Genomic DNA, 22,523 nt, shown 5'->3' on the forward strand with positions numbered 1-22,523 from the left:
CTGAAGGCGCTTTATGGGTAAGGGCTAGCGCCCCATTTGACGTCTAAATCAATGTGTTGCCCGGCGCAGCTCGGCGGCGCGGGCGGTGATGGCCGGGCGGTCGCTGGCGGCACCGGCATTGGCCAGGTAGGTTTCCAAGTCTTCCAGCGCATGGCCGGGATGGCGGGCTTGGGCATGGGCCAGGCCTCGATCACGGTACTCGGACCAGGCCTGAGGCAGCAGCACAATCAACCGGTCCAGCACAGCAATCAGGCGGTGCCAGTCTTCCTGCGCGGCGTGGATCTCTTTGAGGTTGCGCAGCATGCGGGCAATGATCTCGCGCGGGCTGGCAGCCTGCAGGTACAGGCCCAGTGGCAGCTCTTGTTCGTCGACCAGGCTGGAGTGGTTACGGTAGGGCTCCAGCCGCTCGGCCAGTTCTTCGCGGCTGAGTGACTGGCCATTCAAGGGATCAATCACCACCTGCCCTTCACTGAGGTTGACCTTGACCAGGAAATGCCCCGGAAACGCCACACCCCGTGCCTTCAGGCCAATGCCCTGGGCCAGCTCCAACCAGATCACCGCCATCGAGATCGGGATCGCCAGCCGGGTGCGCAGCACCACATGCACAAAGCTGTTGTCGGGGTCGGTGAAGTTGTTGAAGTTGCCGGCAAAGTTCAGGTCGCGAAAGACAAACTGGTTGAGCGTGCGTAACTTTTGCAGCGGCCCGGCGTCGGTCGGCAGGCGCCGTTGCAGGCGCGCCAGCAGCTGGTCCACCTCACCGAGCACCTGCTGCACGCTGATGTCGGGGTACTCGTCCTGGGCCAGGCTGACAGCAGCCTCCAGCAGGGCAAAGTCGGCGTCGGTGTGCACCAGAGAGGCAAAGTACTCCAGCGGCGTCGGGACATTCAGGGAAAAATTCATAGGGGCCATTGTCTACCGGCGCAGGAGTTGGCGCAATTGCAGGCCTGCCACACGGACAGTTCCCAAATATATAGCAGCAGACCCAATCAATACAAGGGCTAGAAGCCAAATTCTCTTGAAACTCTCGGCACGCAAAGCGGTCCAGTCCCAGTGGCCATTGGCCCACACCAGGAAAACCCCTAGCAAGACACAACCCGCCAGCACCTGCAGCAAAAACGCCCCCCAGCCCGGCTCGGGCTTGTAGCTACCCCGTTTGATCAACCCCATCAGCAGCCACAGTGCATTGACCAAGGCGCCAATACCAATCGACAAAGTCAGCGCCGCATGCGCAAACAACGGCACCAATACCAGGTTGAGCAACTGGGTGAACACCAGCACACCCACCGCAATACGCACCGGGGTTTTGGTGTCCTGGTTGGCGTAATAACCGGGTGCCAGCACCTTGATCGCCACAATACCAATCAAGCCGGTGCCCCAACCCATCAGCGCGTAGGTGACCTGCTGCACATCAAAGGCGGTCATGGCGCCGTAGTGGTAGAGCACCGCCACCAGCGGCTTCGGAAACACCAACAGCGCGACCGCACACGGCACCGCCAGCAAGGCCACCAGGCGCAGGCCCCAGTCCAGCATGCTGGAATACCGGGCGGTGTCACCGCTGGCGCGTGCACCGGCCAACTGCGGCATCAACACCACGCCCATGGCCACGCCGAGCAAGGCGGTCGGAAACTCCATCAAGCGGTCGGCATAGGTGATCCAGCTCACGCTGCCCGGTCGCAGATGCGAGGCAATCTGGGTGTTGATCAGCATCGAGATGTGGGCCACACTCACCCCCAGCAGCGCCGGGCCCATCAGGCGCAGCACACTCTGGGTCTCGGTGCAGGCCCAGGCCTCACGCAGGGCAGACAGGCGCCAGCGCAGTCGCGGCTGCAAGGCCAAGCGCTTCAAGGCCCACCACTGAACACCCAACTGCGAGGCACCGCCCAGCAACACCCCCCCTGCCAGCGCATAAATCGGCTCAATACCCAGGCTTTTGAACCAGGGCGCGCCCAGCGCGGTGGCGGCAATCATGCAGACATTGAGCAGCACCGGTGTGGCCGCAGGCACCGCAAAGTGTTTCCAGGTGTTGAGCACGCCAGCGCCCAAGGCCACCAGCGACATGAAGGCGATGTAGGGAAACATCCAGCGCGTCATCACCACCGCCACATCAAAACCGCGCGGGTTTTGTTGCAAACCACTGGCCATGATCCAGACCAGCCCGCCGGCACTGAGCACACCAACAACGCTCAGAACCAACAGCGCCCAGACCAGCACCGTGGCCACCCGGTCAATCACCAGGCGCGTGGCCTCATCCCCCTGCTGCGCTTTGGAGGCCGCCAGCACCGGCACAAAAGCCTGGCTGAACGCGCCTTCACCAAAAAAACGCCGGAACAAGTTGGGAATACGAAATGCCACATTGAAGGCATCGGTCATGGCGGACGCGCCAAAGGTGGACGCCATGAGCAACTCACGCATCAGGCCTGTGATACGTGAAACCAGGGTCAGCAGAGAAACGATAGAGGCGGATTTGAAGAGGCTCACGCGCCAAAGTGTAGCCGGGCAAACAGGACGGATTCCCTGTCGGCAAGTAACTGTTAGAATCGCAGGCTTTGCTGACAACATCCACAGACTCAAGGAACATCAATCATGGCATCTGGAAAACCCAAGAAAAAGAACCCGCGCCTGGCGTCGGGCCGTAAACGCGTCCGTCAGGACATCAAGATCAACGCCGCGAACACCTCGCTGCGTTCCCAATACCGCACCGCTGTCAAGAACGTTGAAAAAGCCGTTCTCGCTGGCGACAAGGCCAAAGCAACCGAGTTGTTTGGCAAGATGCAAGCCGTGGTGGACACCGTGGCTGACAAGGGCATCTTCCACAAGAACAAGGCTGCACGCGACAAGAGCCGCCTGTCTACCAAGGTGAAAGCCTTGGCCCTCGCCGCCTGATTTTCAGGCAAATCGCACGTTGTCCTGAGGGATCAAGACAACGCCGTTTGTAACGGGTGCGCTGTCAGCAAAAGCAAAAAAGCCGTCTTTGGACGGCTTTTTTGCGTCTGACGCCTGTGACTTGTCTGGCACCGCTTGGGCAACAAACGCCAACGCGCACATGCTGGCAAACAGAAACTAGGGTTAACCCTTACAATAGCTTACACATAACTTTCAACACGACCCAGCGCCGCATCCTGGCCAAGCGCACCACCCATGACCCCAACTCTTGTCGATATCACTGGCCTGGCAGCTTTGTCCCTGAATATCGCCGGTCTGGTGCGCACCTCGGACCGATCACTGCGCCATTCCACCGGCTGGGCTTCGGCCTTGTGGGCCGCGAACAACCTGCTGATGGGCGCCCAAAGTGCCGCCGCCTTGAGTGCCCTGAGTGTGGGTCGCCAGGTGTCTGCCTCCAATGCGCAGGGGCGTAGCGCACGCACCAAGCTGTGGTCTTGTCTGGCATTTTTGCTGGTCACTCTGTTGCTTGGGGCACTCACCTGGAACGGCGTGACCACCGTGTTCTCGATGGCCGGGTCAATGCTGGCCACCTATGCCATGTTCTACATGCGTGGTGTGGCCTTGCGCTTGGCAATGATTGGTGTGGCCAGTCTGTGGATGTACAACGCCTGGGCCTACGACTCGTGGTGGCAGATGCTGGGCAACACCCTTAACGGCGTGGCCGCCGCCTACGGTGCCTGGCGCGCAGCCAAAACACAAACCACCGTCTGAGAAAGATTTATTTGTGTTTGACCACTGGCTCGATACCGCACAACTGTTTGGCTACGCTGCATTTTTTCTGGGCGTGGCCTCGTTCCTGCAAAAAAACGACATCCGTTTCAAGCTCTACATGGCCGCAGAATGTGTGGCCTATGTGGTGCACTTCACACTCCTGGGCAACCCGGCAGCGGGCGCCAGCTCCCTGGTGTCAATGACCCGCTCGCTGGTGTCGATCTATTCCAAGTCACTGTGGATTGCCTTGATTTTTGTGGCCATCAACATCGGGCTGGGGTTCAAGTTGGCCACCGTGTGGTGGAACTGGATCCCGCTGATTGCCTCCTGTGTGGGCACACTGGCGCTGTTTCTTCTGGAAGGCATCCAGATGCGCATGGTGATGCTGCTTGGCACCGCGCTGTGGATTGTCAACAACGTGCTCTCGGGCTCCATTGGTGGCACAGCACTCGAAGTGGTGATTGCGATCACCAACAGCTACACCATCTACAAAATGCGGGTCAAAGCACGTGAAGCCGCCCCTCTACCATCCAGCAACCCGGCCCTACCCGCCCAAGAAAGCTGAGCCGCCAGCGGCCAAATCCTTCAACTGCGTGGCGCTGTGGGCTTGAGACCGTGCCCCACCGGTGGCGGGCCCTGAAAGGTCTGCAACTCGTTGTCCTTGGCAAAGTTCATGCAGAAGTCCCAAGCCATCACATCGTGGGTGCGCAAGGCTTCGTCCAGGATCACACAGCGGGTGCCTTCCACACTGGTGGGTACACACCACGGTGAATACGTGTAATGGCGCCCCGGCAGGGCCTGGCCCGGACGAAACTGGCTCATGACACCGGCCAACCGTTCTGCCCAGTCACTGGGGCGAAAAGCGCGACCGCTGTGGGTCACACCCAGGATGTAGAATTTTGGTGGAACAGGTGAAACCATCTTGTGGCGGCCAATCTTGGGGGTGTTGACGAGATGTTGCAACGCAGCGGGCATTGTAGTGCGCTTCCCAAGTCTTATACAAGACCTAGGGTTTTCAGCCCCACCTCACTGACACCAGCCAGAACACGTCACCCGCTGACCAGACCATCGATTTGATCGGTCTAAAATCGTGCTTCAACGGCCCAACCTGCGTTGGGCCGCTTTGTTTTCCCACGGAGATCAACGCATGAACGCACCCCATCCCTTCATTGAAGCCGCCTCGCCCCACGTGATGAACACCTACGGGCGCTTGCCTATCGCTATGTCACATGGCCAGGGCTGCCGAGTCTGGGATGTCAACGGCAAGGTCTACCTGGATGCGCTCGGCGGTATTGCGGTCAACACCCTGGGCCACAACCACCCGAAACTGGTGCCCGCGCTGCAGGACCAGATCAGCAAGATCATCCACAGCTGCAATTACTACCATGTGCCCAACCAGGAAGCGCTGGCCAAAAAGCTGGTCGAACTCTCGGGCATGAGCAATGTGTTTTTCTGCTCGACCGGTTTGGAGGCCAACGAGGCCGCGCTGAAACTGGCGCGCAAGTATGGCCATGACAAGGGCATCGAGCGCCCGGAGATTGTGGTGTATGAAAAAGCCTTCCACGGCCGCTCGATCGCCACCTTGAGTGCCACCGGCAACCCCAAGGTCCAGGCCGGATTTGGCCCGCTGGTAGAAGGTTTCATCCGTGTGCCGATCAACAACATCGAGGCTCTCAAGGCCGCCACCGAAGGCAACCCGAATGTCGTGGCAGTGTTTTTTGAGGCCATCCAGGGTGAAGGTGGCATCAACCCGATGCACCTGGACTACCTGCGTGATTTGCGCAAACTCTGTGATGAACGTGACTGGTTGATGATGATTGATGAGGTGCAATGTGGCATGGGCCGCACTGGCAAATGGTTCGCCCACCAGTGGGCGGGCATCGTGCCCGACGTGATGCCGCTGGCCAAGGGCCTGGGTTCCGGCGTGCCGGTGGGTGCGGTGGTGGCGGGTCCCAAAGCCGCCCAGATTTTCCAGCCCGGCAACCACGGCACCACCTTTGGTGGCAACCCGCTGGCCATGCGGGCCGGGGTGGAGACCATCCGCATCATGGAAGAAGACGGTCTGCTGGCCCATGCCGCAGCGGTTGGCGCCCACCTGAAAGCGGGTCTGGAAACCGCGTTGGCCGCCGAACTGGCAGCCGGCACGGTGAAAGAGATTCGTGGCCAAGGCCTGATGCTGGGCATTGACCTGGCCAAACCCTGCGGTGTGCTGACCCAACGTGCCGCTGATGCGGGCCTGCTGATCAGCGTGACCGCCGACAGTGTGGTGCGCCTGGTGCCGCCACTGATTCTGAGCCGGGCCGAGGCTGACGAGATCGTTGCCCGCTTGTGCCCCCTGATTTCCGCTCTGTTGAAAGAAGCCCCATGAACCCGGTCAACTTCGGTATTCCCAGCACCATCCCCAAAGGCGCACCACCGGTGCGGCATTACCTGCAGTTCTCGGATCTGCGGGCCGACGAATACGCCTACCTGCTCGAGCGCGCAGCCTTCATCAAGGCCAAGTTCAAGACCTTCACCCGGCACCAGCCGCTGGTGGACCGCACGCTGGCGATGATTTTCGAAAAAGCCTCGACCCGTACCCGTGTCAGCTTTGAAGCCGGTATGTACCAGCTGGGTGGCAGTGTGGTGCACCTGACCACCGGCGACAGCCAGTTGGGCCGCTCCGAGCCGATCGAAGACAGCGCGCGTGTCATCAGCCGCATGGCCGACCTGGTGATGATTCGCACCTACGAGCAAACCAAGATCGAACGTTTTGCCGAGTACTCCCGCGTGCCAGTGATCAACGGTCTGACCAACGAGTTCCACCCCTGCCAGATCCTGGCCGACATCTTCACTTTCATTGAACACCGTGGCCCGATCCAGGGCAAGACGGTGGCCTGGGTCGGTGACGGCAACAACATGGCCAACACCTGGCTGCAGGCTGCCACGCTGCTGGACTTCAAGGTCAACGTGAGCACCCCGAGCGGTTACGAGGTCAATGAAAAAATAGCCTCTGGCCCTGATGGCATAAGGGCAGGCAGCTATGAAAACTTTAGCAACCCGCTGGATGCCTGCCGCGGCGCTGACCTGGTCACCACCGACGTCTGGACCAGCATGGGCTATGAGGCCGAGAACGAGGTACGTAAACAGGCCTTTGCTACCTGGCGTGTCAGCAGCGAGATGATGGCTGTGGCCCAGCCGGGCGCCCTGTTCATGCACTGCCTGCCCGCCCACCGCGGTGAAGAGGTCGATGCCGAGGTGATCGACGGGCCACAAAGTGTGGTCTGGGACGAGGCCGAAAACCGCATGCATGTGCAAAAGGCGCTGATGGAATACCTGCTGCTGGGTCGCCAAGCGTGATGGCGCTGCGCTGCCAGACAGAGGTTTTTCGAGAAACCGCATGAAAACGCGTCGCCAGTACATACCGGTCACGGACATCGAACCCGGCATGGTGCTGGGTGAAACCGTCCAGGTGGTGGAACGTGGTTTGCTGAGCATGGTGTTGCCACCCGGGCACCTGCTCACCGCCGACAACCTCAACCAGCTCCACGCCCACCACGCCGAGTACATCTGTATCGACCAGCCCGATGAACGCAGCGATGAACAGATCGCTCTGGACACCGAGCGGGCAGCGCGCCGGGTGCAGGAGATTTTCAGGGACTGCAAGCTGGACGACCCCACCCTGCTGTCGCTGTTTGACCAGGTGATGGCTTACCGTACCGCATGATGGGCCACCCACCGATCACCCGCGACACGGTCATCCAGCTCAGTCGGCGGATGCCGAGTTTCCCCATCGTGGTGCAAGAGATTCTGGCCACGCTGGACAATCCCGACACCAACCTCAACACCCTGGCACGCTACATCAACCTGGACCCGGTGATCACAGCCCGCGTGCTGTCGGTGGCCAATGCCGCCGCCTCAGGCAGGCAACGGGATGCCGACGTCAACAACATCTTTGCTGCCACCTCGCTGATTGGTCTGGCCAAGGTGCGCAGCATCACCCTGATCAGCAGCCTGGGTGGTTTCATTCACAAGGCGGCCGCACACACCCTGCCCACCCCATTCTGGGAACACAGCGTGGCCATCAGCATCTGTGCCCAGGAACTCACCCGCCATGTGGCCCAGCCAGTGAGTCCAGACGCCGCGCTGATCGCGGGCATGCTGCACGACATCGGCCAACTCTGGCTCTTTGCGCTGGATGCCGATACCGCACGTGCTTGCTGGCAACAGGCCATCCATTCCCATTTGGGCATTGAGGCGCTGGAGCGCGAGGCCTTTGGCCTGGACCACGCCACCATCGGTGCCTGGCTGGCTGAGCACTGGAAGCTGCCCCCCACCATCGTGCAGGCCATCCAGCACCACCACAACCCGGACAGCGCGCTGGACAACCCGCTGGCACCCCTGCTCCATGTGGCCGAGGTGCTGGGCAATGCGCTGGACTTGGGGCATCGCGACCAGAACCGCGTCACCCATATCTCCAGCGCCGCCTGTCAGACGCTGGAGCTGGTATGGGATGAGAATATCCGCCCGCTGTTTGGCCAGATCGAGGCCCGCAGCCGACATGCCAACCAATTTTTTAACCAGGCCCGTTGACCTGTGCGCCAACAATCTGCTCTCGTTGTTTCAGAAACCACGCCATGAATGACAAAGACAAAAAATTCTGGTTACTGGTGCTCAAGCTGGCACTGGGTGCCATTGCTTTGATCGGTTTTTTTGGTGTGGGTCTGTACTACACCGCCAAATACAACACCTATGCGCCACCGGACAGCCCACCGGCGACCGACTGGGGCATTGCCAAAGATTCCCCGATTCGCAACAAACGCTGACAAGCCGCCGCCCGAGCCGCTGGCACCAGAAGGTGATGCTCAGCGCTTGGGGTGAAAATGCACCGGCTGCTCCGGCTGGGTGTGCGTTGGCGTGGCCGAGCCTGGGCATTGGCCACAGCGGCCACAGTCGGAACGGCAGCTGGGGGCACGCCCCAAAACGCGGTGCATACGCCCCAGCCGCTGGCGCAGTGGGTTGGGCAGCACATACCACAGGCAGTACAGCGCCGCCAAGCCCACCAGCACGACCACGCCCCAGGTCTGGTCCATCTCAGCCCGCCCCCCACATCAGGGCCAGCCGGTAGGTGCCCCAGCTGGCAAGGTAGGCCAGCGCAAACAGGTACAGCGTCACCAGCAAGGGGTAACGCCAGGAGTTGGTTTCACGGCGTACCGCCACCAGGGTCGAGATACATTGCGGCGCAAAAATGAACCACACCAACAGCGACAAGGCGGTGGCCAGCGACCAGCTGTGTGCAATCAGCGGGCTCAGCTGGGCCGCCACATCCTCACCGGTGGCCGACAACGCGTAGACCGTGCCCAGGGCACCCACCACCACCTCACGCGCCGCCATGCCAGGCACCAGGGCCACCGCAATCTGCCAGTTGAAACCAATCGGTGCCACCAGCACCTCCAGCCAGTGCCCCAACATGCCGGCAAAGCTGTGGTTGATGGCCGCATCGGTTGCCCCTGCAGGCGCTGCCGGAAAAGTCGCCAAAAACCAGAGCAGGATGGTCAGCGCCAGGATGATGCCGCCCACCCGTTTGACAAAAATCGCCGCTCGCTCGTACAGGCCATGTGCCAGGTTACGCACATTGGGCAGGCGGTAGGCCGGCAACTCCATCACCAGCGGCGTCGGCCGTACCTGGGACCGCCACACCATCGCCACCGCCGCCACCGCCATGGCCGAGACAATGCCCCCCACATACAGGCCAAACATCACCAGCCCCTGCAGGTTAAACACCCCCCAGACCGAGCGACTTGGGATAAAGGCACCAATCAGCAAAGCGTAGACCGGCAAGCGGGCCGAGCAGGTCATCAGTGGCGCAATCATGATGGTGACGAGCCGATCACGCCAATGGGTGATGCTGCGCGTGGCCATGATGCCCGGCACCGCACAGGCAAAACTCGACAACAGTGGAATGAAGGAGCGCCCAGACAAGCCCACCGTGCCCATCACCCGGTCCAGCAAAAACGCGGCCCGTGGCAAATAACCAGAGTCCTCCAGCACCAGGATGAAAAAAAACAGGATCAGGATCTGCGGCAAAAACACCAACACGCCCCCCGCCCCGGCCAGCACACCGTCCACCAGCAGGCTGCTCAGCGGCCCGTCAGACATCAGGCCACGCACCCCATCAGACAAGCCCTCGACCAGTGCCTTGATTTGATCCATGGGCCACACGGCCCAGCTGAACACCGCCTGGAACATCAGAAACAGCGTGGCGGCCAGCACCAACATGCCCCACAGCGGGTGCAACACCACCGCGTCAATCGCATCGTCGGTATGCAGGCTGCCTTCAGGCTCCTGCACCGCCAGCTTGATCACACGGCGCACCTCCTGCTGGGTAGCCATCACCTCATCCACCTGTGGTGCATGCCAGGTCATCTGCTGTTTGAGGCGTTTTTTCGACTTGGCCAGATCCACCTTGGCCAGGTAGGTCAGCAGCTCCTGGGCGCCGTCATGGCGGATACCGACCGTCTCAATCACCGGCATGGCCAGCTCACGCGCCAGCAGCGCACGGTCTACCGTGATGCCACTGTGGCGCGCGGCGTCGCTCATGTTCAACGCCAGCACCAGCGGCAAATTCAGCGCGCGTGCTTCGAGCACCAGGCGCAAGTTCAGACGCAGGTTGGTGGCATCGACCACACACACCACCAGGTCCGGCAGCGGCTCGTTGGGGCGCTGCCCGGTGACGATGTCGCAGGTGATCTGTTCGTCAGCGCTCAGCGCGTTGAGACTGTAGGCACCGGGCAAGTCCAGCACCACTACTTGGCGGCCCGAGGCGGTCTCCAGGTGCCCCTCCTTGCGCTCCACGGTGACACCCGCGTAGTTGGCCACCTTCTGGCGGCTGCCGGTGAGCAGGTTGAACAAGGCGGTTTTGCCACAGTTGGGGTTGCCCAGCAGCGCCACGCGCAGCGGAGGAAGGTGGGTGTGATCCGTCATGCAGGGCGATCTGGGTCAAAGCGGACGAACCTGAACCAGCGCTGCCTCGTGGCTGCGCAAGGCAAAGGTGGTGTGCCCCACACGCACTGCCAGCGGATCGTGCCCCGGATAACCGTGGGCGATCACCCGCACCACCTCACCAGGCAAAAAGCCGATTTCGAGCAAACGCAGCGCAATGCCGCGTTCTTCCTCATCGTGGGTGCTGGCCATGCCCACCACCACGGCGCTCGCCTGTTTGGCCAGTTGGTCCAGACCGATGCTTGGTTGCTCGGGTGGTGTGGGTGGGTGCGGGGAGGTCATGAGAACATGTGAAGCGAGAACTGTGCCGAGTTTAGTCATCTTCAAAACGGCGCCATCGCGCGCCCGGCACACAAGTGGCCGTTAAGCCGGCCCACCCCCATACAACCAGGGCTGATCCAGCAAGCGCTGGCCCAGCACACGCATGGCTAGGTCACGGCCCAGGCGCATCGGCCCGGTCAGGTGGTAAATCTGGCCATTCTGCAGGGCCCGTGACTGCACCTTGGCATTGCGCTGCCAACGCTGGTTGGCGTAATCCTGGATCAATGCCGGTACCCGGCCCAGCACAGCCTGGTTGCCCGGCTCTGCGCTGAACACGCCTGCGGCCCCCAACAGCTTGGCCAGTGTGCCAGCGTCTTCAATCGCCATCGCCGCGCCCTGAGCCAGGTACGGCACCATCGGGTGGGCGGCATCCCCCAGCAGAGCCACCCGACCCAGCGCATGTTCGTGTGCACCGCGCATCGGCAGGCGGATGCTCAGTGGCCACAGCCGCCAGGCCTCGATGGCATGGATCAGGTCACGCAAGGGGGCGCAACTGCCCGCCACCACCCGCTGCAAATCGGCCGCATTGGCGCTGTGATCCCAGCTGGAGATGTCCCCCTGGACCTGACCGTGCACGATACCGACCACGTTCATCCAGCCCCCCCCACGCACCGGGTACTGCACCACATGCATACGCGGCCCGAACCAGGCGGTGACCTGCTGGGTTTGCAGATGTTTGGGCAAGTCACTTTGCTTGACCATGGTGCGGTAGGCCAGATGCCCGGTGGGCTGGGGCTTGCCGTCGTGCAACAGTTGCTGGCGCAGGTTGCTCCAGGCGCCATCGGCGGCCACCAACACATCAGCCTGCGGCTGCTGGCCGTCTTGCAATTGCGCGGTGACATGGGCCTTGGTCTGCGCCACGCTGGTGACCGCGTTGGCCAGATGCAGCGCCACATCACCCCGCTGCTGGAGCACCCGCACCAACAAAGCATGCAAATCTGCCCGGTGGATGGTGATATACGGTGCGCCATAACGCCGAACCATGTCCGCGCCCAACGTCAGTTCACCCAGTACTGTGCCCGAAGTGGCGCTGCGAAATTGCAAGCGGTGTGGAAACGCGGCCAAACCGGTCAGGTCATCTTTCAAACCCCAGCCGTGCAACACCCGCACCGCATTGGGTCCGAGCTGGATGCCCGCGCCAAACTCGGAAAACTCGGCAGCACGCTCGTACAAAGACACTTTGGCGCCGGCCTGGGCACAGGCCAGCGCCGCAGACAAACCACCAATCCCCCCACCCGCAACAAGAACCTCAGCCATGACAACTCTTTCGTCGACCAACCATTGATCGTGGCGATTGTCGGCAAAGTCAGACCTCACTTATCAACCCGAGCACTTATTTTTTTATAGCTTGGCGGGCGTACACTTTGACCATGGACGAAACACGACAACGCATTCAGCTGGTTCGACTTTTGTATGTGAGTCGGGCTGTGGGACCACAAACAACGGCGGTAACGGACTCGATCCTGTCGGTCGCACAAAGTGCCAACCGACAGCGCGGCATCACCGGCGTGTTGTGCCAGGGCCAGGGCCTGTACTTGCAGGTGCTCGAAGGTGAGCGGGGTGTCATCAACGCCCTCTACAACCGCATCACGCAGGACCGGCGCCATCAGGATGTGCAGTTGTTATTGCTCGAAGAAATCAGCCAGCGCCGTTATGCCGACTGGGCCATGGCCCATGTGCTGCTGGCCGACGATGACCCGATGGTCCAGCTCCACCACCCTGAATTCGACCCCTACTCGGCACCTGGCGCATCGGTGCTGAAGATGGTGGCGGACCTGGTGGCCAAAGGCGAACGCATTCGCAAGACCTCGGTGTAAACCAAACAGGCTCACGGTTGCTATGAATACAAAAGCAACCAGCCCTTATAGCTGGGCCAGTCAGGCGAGCAAGCTCAGCCCAACTGCGCCCAAGCCTTCTCCAGCCGCTTGACACTCACCGGCTGCGGGGTGCGCAACTCCTGGGCGAAGAAGCTCACGCGAAGTTCTTCGAGCAGCCAGCGGAACTCTTGCAGGCGCTCGTCGACCACGCCTTTGCGCTCGGCCACCAGGCGCCAGTAACGCTGCTCTAGCGGCAACAACTCTTTGAGGCGGGCGCTGTCGCGGGCCGGGTCGGCGCGGTATTTTTCCAGGCGGGCGGTGATGGCTTTGAGGTAACGGGCAAAGTGCTGCAGGCTGCCCCAAGGGGTGACACTCAAGAACTTCTTGGGCATCAATTTTGATAGCTGTTGGGCCGCATCCGTCGAGGCCTCGGGCGCATTTTTGCTGTCCTTGATCTTGCGCGCGGCCACGGCGTATTCAACCAGGATGACGGCGCTCAGGCGGGCGACTTCGGTGCAGATCAGGGTCAAGCGCCCTCGCCCCTCGTCCACCCGTTTTTTGAAGGCAAATTCGTCGGTGGGCAGCGGGTCGAGCAAAAAGGCGCGGTCCAGCGCGACCTGGATGATCTGTTCACGTAATTCTTCCAGCGTGCCACCGGTGCCGCTGCCGTCAGCGTTTTTGCCAACCTGCATGTAGGTCACCGCCATTTTTTGCAGTTCCGGCACGTTCTTCTCCAAGTACTTGAGCGCGTCTTTGATCTGCAGCGCAAACAGACGACGCAGACCAGCGCGGTGTTTGGCGGCGGCCACCTCGGGTTCATCAAACACCTCGATGGTGACCGCATCACCGCCGTCGAGCAGCGCCGGGTAACCAATCAGGGTCTGGCCGCCTTTCTGGATTTCGAGCAGCTCAGGTAGCTCACCAAAGGTCCAGGCCGTGTGTTTGACACCGGCTGGTGTGGCCTTGGCGGTGGGTTCACTCACTGCTTTTTTTGTAGCCGCTTGCCCTTGATTCATAAGGGCTTGAGGCTGATTTGGCTTAGAGGCTTCTGGCGAGGTCGTTTTGGCCAGCTTGAGCCCGGCCAGCGCCTGAAACGCACCACGTGCCTGGGCGCCGAGTTCGGACTTCAGCGCGCCCAGGTTACGACCCTGACCGAGTTGGCGGCCATGCTCGTCCACCACGCGGAAGTTCATGAAGAAGTGCGGCGGCAACATGTCGACCTTGATGTCGGCGCGCACCACGTCCACCGTGGTGGCCAGGCGCACCAGTTTGAGCACCGCCTCGATCAGCGAGCCGTGGCCAAACAGCGCAGGCTCGTTGAGCTGTGTCGCCATCTTGCTGGCCGACTCGGGCAGCGGCACCAGGCGCGAGCGCGGGCGCTGGTGCAGGGTTTTGATCAGTGCCTGGATCTTGTCCTTGAGCATGCCGGGCACCAGCCATTCGCAGCGCTCTTCGTTGACCTGGTTCAACACAAAAATCGGCACGGTCACCGTCAGCCCGTCTTTGGGGTCGCCGGGCTCGTGCAGGTAAGTGGCGGCGCAATCGACGCCGCCCAGGCGCACGGTTTTCGGGAAGGCTTGGGTGGTGATGCCCGCCGCCTCGTGGCGCATCAGCTCCTCGCGCGTGAGCAGCAAGAGCTTGGGGTTGATCTTCACCGCATCGCGGTACCAGGCCTCAAAGGTGAAACCACTGCACACTTCGGCAGGCAACTGCTGGTCGTAAAAAGCGTAGATCAGCTCGTCGTCCACCAGCACGTCCTGGCGGCGAGCCTTGTGTTCCAGGTCTTCCACCTGTTTGATCAGCTTCTGGTTGGCGGCCAGGAACGGCAGCTTGGTCTCCCACTGGCCACCGACCAGTGCCTCACGGATGAAGATCTCACGCGCACCGGGCAAATCGACCCGGCTGTAGTTCACGCGTCGGCCGCTGTAGATGACGATGCCGTAGAGCGTGGCACGCTCCAGCGCGTTGACCTCGGCCACCTTTTTTTCCCAATGCGGGTCGAGCAGCTGTTTTTTGAGCAAATGCGCGCCGACCTGCTCCAGCCACTGCGGCTCAATCGCCGCGATGCCCCGGCCAAACAGGCGCGTGGTTTCGACCAGCTCAGCCGCCACAATCCAGCGCCCCGGCTTTTTGACCAGATGCGCGCCGGGGTGCGGGTAAAACTTGATGCTGCGTGCACCCAGGTATTCGCCGCCCGAGCCTTCGGTCTCCAGCTTGCAGCCGATGTTGCCGAGCAAACCCGACAGCATCGACAAATGCAGCTGCTCGTAACTGGCAGGTGTGGTGTTGATGCGCCATTTGTGCTCGGCCACCACGGTGTGCAGCTGGCTGTAGATGTCGCGCCACTCACGCACGCGGCGCATGCTGACAAAGTTCTGCCGCAGCAGTTGCTCGTACTGGCGGTTGCTCAGTTTGTGCTCCGCGCCCTGCCCGCCACGCGCGGTGTCCAGCCATTTCCACAGCTTGAGGTAACCAGAAAACTCGCTTTTTTCATCGTCAAACTTGGTATGGGCCTGATCGGCCTGCTGCTGCGCCTCCATCGGTCGGTCACGCACATCCTGCACGCTCAGCGCCGAAGCAATCACCAACACCTCGTCGAGCGCCTGGCGGCTGCGTGCCTCCAGAATCATGCGGCCCACACGCGGGTCCAGCGGCAATTTGGCCAGCTCACCACCCATGGCGGTGAGTTCGTTGGCGTCGTCCACCGCACCGAGTTCGTTGAGCAACTGGTAACCATCGGCAATCGCGCGGCCCGAGGGCTTTTCGATGAAAGGGAAGTCTTCGACGATGCCCAGATGCAGCGACTTCATGCGCAGAATCACCCCGGCCAGAGAGCTGCGCAAGATTTCGGGGTCGGTGAACTTGGGGCGGCCTACAAAATCTTTCTCGTCATAGAGCCGGATACAAATGCCATTGGCCACCCGGCCGCAACGACCGGCACGCTGGTTGGCCGAGCTCTGGCTGATCGGCTCCACCAGCAGCTGCTCCACCTTGCTTCTGAAACTGTAGCGCTTCATGCGCGCCGTGCCTGCGTCAATGACGTATCGGATGCCCGGCACGGTGAGCGAGGTCTCAGCCACATTGGTAGCCAGCACAATGCGCCGCCCGTTGTGACCGTCAAAAATACGGTCCTGCTCGGCCTGGCTCAGCCGGGCAAACAGCGGCAGCACCTCGGCCCCGCGAAACACCGGCTGGTGGCTCAGGTGGCCACGCAGGTGGTCGGCCGCTTCGCGGATTTCGCGCTCGCCGGGCAAAAACACCAGGATGTCGCCACTGTTGTGCACATCGCGCCAAAGCTCGTCCACCGCGTCGGCAATCGCGTTGTTCAGATCGTAGTCACGCGCTTCCTCAAACGGGCGGTAACGCTGTTCCACCGGGAACATGCGCCCGCTGACCATGATGATTGGGGCTGGACCGTTTCTGCTGGCAAAGTGATCCGCAAAACGCTGTGCATCAATCGTGGCCGAGGTCACCACCACCTTCAGGTCCGGGCGGCGCGGCAGGATCTGCTTCAAATAACCTAGCAAGAAGTCGATGTTCAGACTACGCTCGTGCGCCTCGTCGATGATGATCGTGTCGTAGGCTTTGAGCAGCGGGTCGGTTTGTGTCTCGGCCAGCAAAATGCCGTCGGTCATCAGCTTGACCGAGGCGTCGCGCCCCAGCCGGTCCTGAAAACGCACTTTAAAACCGACCACCTCACCGGGCGTGGTGTTGAGTTCCTCGGCAATGCGCTTGGCCACGCTGCTGGCAGCAATCCGCCGCGGCTGGGTGTGGCCAATCAGCTTGCCGCGCGGCGCCGGTCGGCCATCAGCCAGGGTTTTGGGGTAATTACACAGCCCACGCCCCATCGCCAGGGCGATTTTGGGAAGTTGGGTGGTTTTGCCCGAGCCGGTTTCACCACAGACGATGATGACCTGGTGCGCAGCCATCGCCGCCATGATTTCTTCGCGGCGCGCCGAGACCGGCAGGGATTCGGGGAATTCGATGTTCAGAGGTACAGACATTGGGGCGCCATTATCGATGGCTGTGTCAGGCGGCGGTTGGTGGGTAGCTGCTCACACCAGCAAAATTGGCATCTAGCCCTTTTAAAATAAGGACAAGCCGCTACTGAATATGCAGCAATTCACAGGTGTTGGGTGGCGTGAGTTGGATGTGGCTGGTTGGGGCAGGATTGGCGTTGTATGGAAGGTGGAACGGTGCTCAGGCCGGACAGCTGTTGGCCGCTAGCTGGTCTGGTTCTTGTGTGGATAAATCAAGATTGAAAGCTGACTCTTGGCATCAGCAAGCTCTTGGCTGGTCAGCACGTACTGTGGACAGTCCGTAAGACGCTTCACCGCCAGATCAATGAACGCCCGGGCACGCGCTGGCTGCGAGGTGCGGCTGCCGAAGTACACAAAGTAGCTGGCAATGTCCGGCATCTGCTCCAGCAGAATCGGCACCAGCTGACCAGAGCGGATATAGGGCGCCGCTGTGGCACCGGCCAACTGTCCCAGCACTTTGCCAGATAGCACCGCGTTCAACTCCAGATCCACATCGTTGCTGATGATGGCCGGTACCACGGGTTGCTCGACCAGTTGCCCGTCCAGCACCACGTGCCAGGGGGCGAGTCGCCCGGTGGCCGGATGGCGAAACACACTGCAGCGATGTGACGACAGGGCCGCCAGCGAGTCCGGCAGACCGTAGCGCTCAAAATAAATCGGCGCACCACAGATCACCAACTGAAGCGAAAACAATCGGCGTGCAATCACACCCTCGTCCGGCGAAGGCCCCAGGCGAAAACCCACATCAATCCGGTCTTCGACCCAATTGCCGACGCGATCCTCCAGCAACACATCTGGCTGGATGCCCGGATAGAGGTCACAGAACTCCTCGATCAACGGCCAAAGGATGGGCTGGAACGTGGTGCGCGGGCCGGCAATACGCAGTGGGCCGACGAACTCATCCTTGGTGACCCTGGCCTTGGTCAGAGCGCGCTGCACCCCGAGCAAGGCAGGTTGAACCTCTTCAAGCAGCCGCTGCCCCGCGTCCGTCAACGACATGACGCGTGTGGTGCGGTGAAACAGCCGCACGGCCAGATGCTTCTCCAGTTGCGCCAGCGCCTTGCTCGCGGCCTGGGGGCTTATCCCTAAGTCGAGTGCGGCCTTGCGCAAGCTGCCCAACTCGGCGGCCTTGATGAAGGTGGACACAGACCGTAGCTCATTGATGGCCATGACAGTAAATCTCCTGACCAACATTATCCCTTTTTGGATGTCAATCTAACAAAGGTTTTGCAGCTATTCAGATGTGAATTGTCTGTCTACAGTCCGACCCCATACACACACAACAGAGGACGATCATGGAAACAGTGACTTTGAACAACGGCACCAAGATGCCTATCCTGGGATTTGGTGTCTTTCAGATTCCGGACGCCCAGGAATGCGAACGCAGCGTGGTTGATGCCATCCAGACCGGCTACCGGTTGATCGACACCGCTGCCTCGTACATGAACGAAGAGGCGGTCGGCAAAGGCATCCGCCAAAGCGGTGTGGCACGTGAAGAGCTGTTTGTCACAACCAAACTGTGGGTGCAGGATGCTGGTTTTGAACGCACCCAGCAGGCCATAGACAAGTCGCTGCGCCGCCTGCAACTCGACTACCTGGATCTGTACCTGATCCACCAGCCCTTTGGTGATGTACACGGCTCCTGGCGTGCCATGGAAGAGGCCTACCGTCAGGGCAAGCTGCGCGCCATTGGTGTCAGCAACTTCCACCCGGACCGACTGATGGACATCAAAGTCTTCAACGAGATTGCCCCGGCGGTCAACCAGGTGGAGGTGAACCCATTCCAGCAGCAACTGGAGAGCGCGCCTTTCATGAAAACCATCGATGTGCAAGCGCAGGCCTGGGCACCGTTTGCCGAAGGTCGCAACAACCTGTTTCAGAACGATGTGCTGGTGGCTATAGGCGCGCGCCATGGCAAGTCGGTCGGTCAGGTGGTGCTGCGCTGGCTGATCCAGCGTGGTATTGCCACACTGGCCAAGACGGTGCGCAAGGAACGCATGGCAGAGAACCTGGCCGTGTTTGACTTTGCACTCGACGACGCCGAAATGGCACACATCGCCACACTGGACACCGCCACCAGCAGCTTCTTCTCGCACCGCGACCCAGCCATGGTGAAGTGGATGAGCGAGCGACGCATCGCCACCTGAGTTGTGCATGAAGACAACACACGCATCACATCAGGCCGCTGTGCTGGCCATCATCGTGACAAGCTACCTCATGCTGGTGGTGGACATCTCGATCGTGTTGACGGGCTTGCCCAACATCCAGGCCGAGCTGGGTTTCTCCCACGCGGCCCTGTCCTGGGTTCAGAACGCCTACACCCTGACCTTCGGCGGGTTCCTGTTGCTGGGCGCGCGCGCCGGTGACATCCTGGAGCGCAGGCGCATGTTCATCGTTGGTTTGGCGCTTTTTACCGCCGCGTCGATGGCCATCGGTCTGGCGCCGTCACCAACCTGGCTGCTGCTGGGGCGCGCCATCCAGGGCATCGGTGCGGCGATTCTTGCGCCATCCACCCTGGCACTAATTTCCATCCATTTTGCGGAAGGCCATGCGCGCACCCGTGCGCTGGCGCTGTACGCCGCAGCGGCAGGCGTGGGTGCAAGTCTGGGGCTGGTGCTGGGTGGTCTGGTCGCCGAACTGATCTCCTGGCGGGTAGGCTTCTTCATCAATCTGCCCATTGGCATCGCGCTGATCGTGGGCGCCAAGCGCTACCTGGTCGAAACGCCGTTGAAGTCGGGGCGACTCGATTTGGCAGGTGCGGTGAGTTCGACGCTGGGGATGGGCGCACTGGTGTTTGGCATTGTTCGTTCGGCAGAATCCGGTTGGGCCGACACCACCACGGGGCTGTCTGTTGTGTCCGGGTTGGTGCTGCTGGTGTTCTTTGTGGCCCATGAATCGCGGGCGTTGCAACCCATTCTGCCGCTGCATCTGTTCACCAACCGCGAACGCAATGCAGCGTATGCGGCCCGTATGCTGTTTCTGGGCGGCATGGTGGGTTTCTGGTTTTTCACCACGCAATTTCTGCAGGGGGTCTTGTTATACAAGCCCTTGCACGCTGGCCTGGCGTTTCTGCCAACAACGATTCCCCACTTCATTGCCGCCATGTCGGTGCCCCGCCTGACGCGCAGGTTTGGCAACGCCAGGCTGTTGGCCTTCGGCCTGAGCTTTTGTATTGCGGGCCTGGTCTGGATGGCCGGACTGTCTGAGCTTTCTTCTTACGTCACGGGGATTGCATTGCCCATGGTCCTGATTGGTATCGGTCAGGGATTTGCATTGGGACCTTTGACAGTTTCAGCTGTTCAGGGTGTTGCCAGTGAAGACGCTGGTGCAGTCTCCGGAATCGTCAATGTTGCGCACCAGGTGGGTGGGTCACTGGGGCTCAGCATTCTGGTTGTGGTGTTTGCTGCGGGTGGCGCCGCCGATCTGGGTGCTGCGGCATCCTTGGCGCATCACATTGCCAGCACCTTCACGGCGAGCGCTCTCATGCTGGCCATCGCATTGGCGCTGGTACTTTTCTTCATCGTCCGTCCGCGAGCGCGCTACCTCCCCGCCTAACGCGGGGCCATCCACTTCCCAAACCAGGAGTTTTTACCATGTCCATCTTCCACAGCCCCACCTCTTCTGACCAAGAACCGCGCGGCCTGCAGCGCCGTCAGTTGCTGGCAACAGCCGCCACTCTGGGTATTGCGCCGTGGCTGCTGTCCGCCTGTGCCAGTCAAACTGCATCCATCGCCAATGGAGCTGACGATGCAGCGATGCGTCGACTAACCGCAGGACAACGGCGCAAACTGGGCACGCTTGAGGTTTTCCCTGTCGGCCTGGGTTGCCAGTGGCGCCCAGGCGCCACACCCGGTGTGGTCGCTGATTCCTACAGCAGCACATTTGACCGCCCGGCGGCTGTCCGGCTCATCCAACGCGCCGTAGACCTGGGTGTCAATTTCATCGACACCGCCGAGGTGTACGGACCGTTTCTCTCGGAGGAGATCGTTGGCGAGGCGCTGCAAGGCATACGTAACAAGATCGTCCTGGAAACCAAATTCGGCATGGATCTCGATCAGAAGACGGGCAAGCGTTTGGGTGGCCTGAACAGTCGACCCGAACACATCAAGCAGGTAGTCGAAGCGCAATTGCGCCGCCTCAGAACTGACCGCATCGACGTGCTGGTGCAGCATCGGGTCGATCCGGCTGTGCCGATTGAAGACGTGGCTGGTGCCGTGAAAGATCTGATCGCCGAGGGCAAGGTGCTGCACTTCGGTCTCTCAGAACCTGGCGTGCAGACGATTCGCCGTGCGCATGCGGTCCAGCCGCTGACCGTGATCCAGAACGAGTACTCGATGCTGTGGCGAGGGCCGGAGGCACAAGTGCTCCCCGTCTGCGAGGAGCTGGGCATTGGTTTTGTTTGCTGGAGCCCGCTGGCCATGGGCTTTCTCACCGGCTCGGTCAAGGCCGATTCGCGCTTTGCGTCGGCACCTGTGATGGACTTCCGTGCCGTAGTGCCGCGCTTTGCACCCGAGGCTCTGCCTGCCAACATGGCCTTGGTCCAAGTGGTTCGGGACTGGGCAGAGCGCAAGAACGCCACACCCGCGCAGCTGGCCCTGGCCTGGTTGCTGGCACAAAAGCCGTGGATTGTGCCGATACCCGGCACCACCAAGGTGGCGCACATGGAAGAAAACCTGGGTGCGGCAGCGATCTCGTTCACGGTCGATGAACTCCGGCAAGTCAATGCCGATGTGGTGGCCGTCAACATCCAGGGCGCGCGCCTGCCACCGGCGGTGATGTTGATGTCGGGGGTGGAGGCGCCTGTCAAGCGCTGACCCGTTTCACCATCACCTGCAAACAGCCAACCCCACCCGGAGATCTCATGAAGAAATTTGCCCTGCCTTTGATACTGACTGCCATGGCCACTTCGTTGTGGGCAACCCCTCCTCAGGCCACCGGCGCAGTCCCTTTGGCGAGCATTTCACGGGAAGCCTCCCGCTCCGCCAGCAAAGGGCCTGAGGACAGGTTCACCGGCAATGTTCGTATCGTGTACTTGTTCCCGGCTAACGCCCCATCAAAAGCGACCGGTGGACAAGTGACATTTGATGCTGGTGCGCGCACCGCCTGGCACACCCATCCGGTGGGGCAAACGTTGATCGTCACAGCTGGGACGGGTCGTGTCCAGTTCTGGGGTGGTCCCATTCAGGAGATCACGCCCGGTGATGTGGTGTGGATTCCGCCAGGGCAGAAGCATTGGCATGGGGCTTCCCCGTCAAGCCCCATGACCCATATCTCGGTCCAGGAACAGCTTGATGGCCAGTCAGCCGAGTGGTTTGAAAAAGTCACTGACGAACAGTACGGTGTTTCCGCTGCCGCTGCGCCAATGGCGGCCAACAAGAACTCGCGTGCGCAACAGCTGTTTGGCGACTTCGCTCAGAAATTTGCCGAACTCACCGACAAGGTCTTGTACGCTGACATCTGGGAACGCCCGGGCCTGTCCAAGCGGGACCGGAGCCTGGTGACGGTCAGTGCCCTGATCGCGATGAACCGACCTGATCAACTTCGCTCGCACTTGACACTGGCACGTCAGAACGGCCTGACGACTGAAGAACTGTCCGAGACCATCACCCACCTGGCTTTTTATTCAGGTTGGCCGAGCAGCGTTTCAGCAGCAACGGTCGCCAAAGACGTGCTCCTGCCGAAGTGATTGGCCTGAGGTAACAGCTTGACA

General features: G+C 61.1%; 22 protein-coding genes. 13 read left to right on the forward strand and 9 right to left on the reverse strand.

Annotation, left to right across the window (positions count from 1 at the left end):
* Positions 1 to 48: 48 nt before the first annotated feature.
* Together RF819_RS01295 and murJ are read right to left on the reverse strand one after the other, a co-directional pair.
* Positions 49 to 900, reverse strand: coding sequence for a SirB1 family protein (locus RF819_RS01295; RefSeq protein ID WP_078363297.1), 852 nt, complete (start codon positions 898 to 900; stop codon positions 49 to 51).
* A 12-nt stretch (positions 901 to 912) separates the two neighbouring features.
* The gene (gene murJ / locus RF819_RS01300) at positions 913 to 2,478 is read right to left on the reverse strand and encodes a murein biosynthesis integral membrane protein MurJ (protein ID WP_078363298.1); all 1,566 of its coding nucleotides are present in this window, start codon (positions 2,476 to 2,478) and stop codon (positions 913 to 915) included.
* A gap of 105 nt (positions 2,479 to 2,583) precedes the next feature.
* Here murJ and rpsT point away from each other — a divergent pair, with 105 nt between their 5' ends.
* From rpsT to RF819_RS01315, 3 genes are all read left to right on the forward strand, one after another.
* Positions 2,584 to 2,883, forward strand: coding sequence for a 30S ribosomal protein S20 (gene rpsT / locus RF819_RS01305; RefSeq protein ID WP_078363299.1), 300 nt, complete (start codon positions 2,584 to 2,586; stop codon positions 2,881 to 2,883).
* 255 nt (positions 2,884 to 3,138) lie between these two features.
* Positions 3,139 to 3,654: a YgjV family protein gene (locus RF819_RS01310; RefSeq protein ID WP_078363300.1), complete on the forward strand. Its 516-nt coding sequence runs from the start codon at positions 3,139 to 3,141 to the stop codon at positions 3,652 to 3,654.
* A gap of 13 nt (positions 3,655 to 3,667) precedes the next feature.
* The gene (locus tag RF819_RS01315) at positions 3,668 to 4,219 is read left to right on the forward strand and encodes a YgjV family protein (RefSeq protein ID WP_158081215.1); all 552 of its coding nucleotides are present in this window, start codon (positions 3,668 to 3,670) and stop codon (positions 4,217 to 4,219) included.
* A 20-nt stretch (positions 4,220 to 4,239) separates the two neighbouring features.
* Here the strand turns inward: RF819_RS01315 and RF819_RS01320 are convergent, their stop codons facing one another.
* Positions 4,240 to 4,575 (reverse strand): DUF3579 domain-containing protein, encoded by a 336-nt coding sequence (locus RF819_RS01320; protein WP_078366714.1) that lies wholly within the window; start codon positions 4,573 to 4,575, stop codon positions 4,240 to 4,242.
* A gap of 226 nt (positions 4,576 to 4,801) precedes the next feature.
* On the opposite strand from RF819_RS01320, the gene RF819_RS01325 reads away from it, so the two are divergent.
* From RF819_RS01325 to RF819_RS01345, 5 genes are read left to right on the forward strand one after another with little or no spacing between them, the layout of a single operon-like run.
* Positions 4,802 to 6,022, forward strand: coding sequence for an aspartate aminotransferase family protein (locus tag RF819_RS01325; protein WP_078363302.1), 1,221 nt, complete (start codon positions 4,802 to 4,804; stop codon positions 6,020 to 6,022).
* The gene (gene argF, locus RF819_RS01330; protein WP_078363303.1) at positions 6,019 to 6,993 is read left to right on the forward strand and encodes an ornithine carbamoyltransferase; all 975 of its coding nucleotides are present in this window, start codon (positions 6,019 to 6,021) and stop codon (positions 6,991 to 6,993) included. Before RF819_RS01325 ends, argF begins: the two co-directional genes overlap by 4 nt.
* Positions 6,994 to 7,033: 40 nt before the next feature.
* Complete coding sequence (locus RF819_RS01335; protein ID WP_078363304.1) at positions 7,034 to 7,360, forward strand: hypothetical protein; 327 nt, start codon at positions 7,034 to 7,036, stop codon at positions 7,358 to 7,360.
* Positions 7,357 to 8,226 (forward strand): HDOD domain-containing protein, encoded by an 870-nt coding sequence (locus tag RF819_RS01340; protein ID WP_078363305.1) that lies wholly within the window; start codon positions 7,357 to 7,359, stop codon positions 8,224 to 8,226. The genes RF819_RS01335 and RF819_RS01340 overlap by 4 nt, the downstream gene beginning before the upstream one ends.
* A gap of 44 nt (positions 8,227 to 8,270) precedes the next feature.
* Positions 8,271 to 8,459 carry a hypothetical protein gene (locus RF819_RS01345; RefSeq protein WP_078363306.1) on the forward strand — a complete coding sequence of 63 codons (189 nt, stop codon included), beginning with the start codon at positions 8,271 to 8,273 and terminating at the stop codon, positions 8,457 to 8,459.
* Positions 8,460 to 8,498: 39 nt separating this feature from the next.
* Here the strand turns inward: RF819_RS01345 and RF819_RS01350 are convergent, their stop codons facing one another.
* From RF819_RS01350 to RF819_RS01365, 4 genes are all read right to left on the reverse strand, one after another.
* A complete protein-coding gene (locus RF819_RS01350) occupies positions 8,499 to 8,726 on the reverse strand; it encodes a hypothetical protein (RefSeq protein ID WP_078363307.1) in 228 nt (75 codons plus the stop codon).
* Between the two features lies 1 nt (position 8,727).
* Positions 8,728 to 10,617 carry a ferrous iron transporter B gene (feoB, locus tag RF819_RS01355; RefSeq protein ID WP_078363308.1) on the reverse strand — a complete coding sequence of 630 codons (1,890 nt, stop codon included), beginning with the start codon at positions 10,615 to 10,617 and terminating at the stop codon, positions 8,728 to 8,730.
* Between the two features lie 15 nt (positions 10,618 to 10,632).
* Positions 10,633 to 10,917: a FeoA family protein gene (locus RF819_RS01360; protein WP_143541545.1), complete on the reverse strand. Its 285-nt coding sequence runs from the start codon at positions 10,915 to 10,917 to the stop codon at positions 10,633 to 10,635.
* Positions 10,918 to 10,998: 81 nt separating this feature from the next.
* Positions 10,999 to 12,213, reverse strand: a complete 1,215-nt coding sequence (locus RF819_RS01365) for an FAD-dependent monooxygenase (protein WP_078363310.1) — start codon at positions 12,211 to 12,213, stop codon at positions 10,999 to 11,001.
* A 113-nt stretch (positions 12,214 to 12,326) separates the two neighbouring features.
* On the opposite strand from RF819_RS01365, the gene RF819_RS01370 reads away from it, so the two are divergent.
* Positions 12,327 to 12,773: a BLUF domain-containing protein gene (locus RF819_RS01370; RefSeq protein ID WP_078363311.1), complete on the forward strand. Its 447-nt coding sequence runs from the start codon at positions 12,327 to 12,329 to the stop codon at positions 12,771 to 12,773.
* Positions 12,774 to 12,847: 74 nt separating this feature from the next.
* Here the strand turns inward: RF819_RS01370 and hrpA are convergent, their stop codons facing one another.
* Both hrpA and RF819_RS01380 read right to left on the reverse strand, forming a co-directional pair.
* Positions 12,848 to 16,777 carry an ATP-dependent RNA helicase HrpA gene (gene hrpA, locus RF819_RS01375; RefSeq protein ID WP_078363312.1) on the reverse strand — a complete coding sequence of 1,310 codons (3,930 nt, stop codon included), beginning with the start codon at positions 16,775 to 16,777 and terminating at the stop codon, positions 12,848 to 12,850.
* A gap of 219 nt (positions 16,778 to 16,996) precedes the next feature.
* Complete coding sequence (locus tag RF819_RS01380; protein ID WP_078363313.1) at positions 16,997 to 17,983, reverse strand: LysR family transcriptional regulator; 987 nt, start codon at positions 17,981 to 17,983, stop codon at positions 16,997 to 16,999.
* A 125-nt stretch (positions 17,984 to 18,108) separates the two neighbouring features.
* Between RF819_RS01380 and RF819_RS01385 the strand changes: the two genes are divergently transcribed.
* Genes RF819_RS01385 through RF819_RS01400 form a run of 4 tightly spaced genes read left to right on the forward strand, consistent with a single transcriptional unit; the run spans position 18,109 to position 22,499 of the window.
* The gene (locus RF819_RS01385; protein ID WP_078363314.1) at positions 18,109 to 18,960 is read left to right on the forward strand and encodes an aldo/keto reductase; all 852 of its coding nucleotides are present in this window, start codon (positions 18,109 to 18,111) and stop codon (positions 18,958 to 18,960) included.
* A 7-nt stretch (positions 18,961 to 18,967) separates the two neighbouring features.
* Entirely contained in the window at positions 18,968 to 20,368 is a 1,401-nt protein-coding gene (locus tag RF819_RS01390) for an MFS transporter (protein WP_078363315.1), read from the forward strand.
* A 38-nt stretch (positions 20,369 to 20,406) separates the two neighbouring features.
* Positions 20,407 to 21,627, forward strand: a complete 1,221-nt coding sequence (locus RF819_RS01395; protein ID WP_078363316.1) for an aldo/keto reductase — start codon at positions 20,407 to 20,409, stop codon at positions 21,625 to 21,627.
* Positions 21,628 to 21,674: 47 nt separating this feature from the next.
* Positions 21,675 to 22,499: a (R)-mandelonitrile lyase gene (locus RF819_RS01400; RefSeq protein ID WP_078363317.1), complete on the forward strand. Its 825-nt coding sequence runs from the start codon at positions 21,675 to 21,677 to the stop codon at positions 22,497 to 22,499.
* Positions 22,500 to 22,523: the final 24 nt, after the last annotated feature.

The organism is Rhodoferax fermentans, assembly GCF_002017865.1.
Classification (GTDB): domain Bacteria; phylum Pseudomonadota; class Gammaproteobacteria; order Burkholderiales; family Burkholderiaceae_C; genus Rhodoferax; species Rhodoferax fermentans.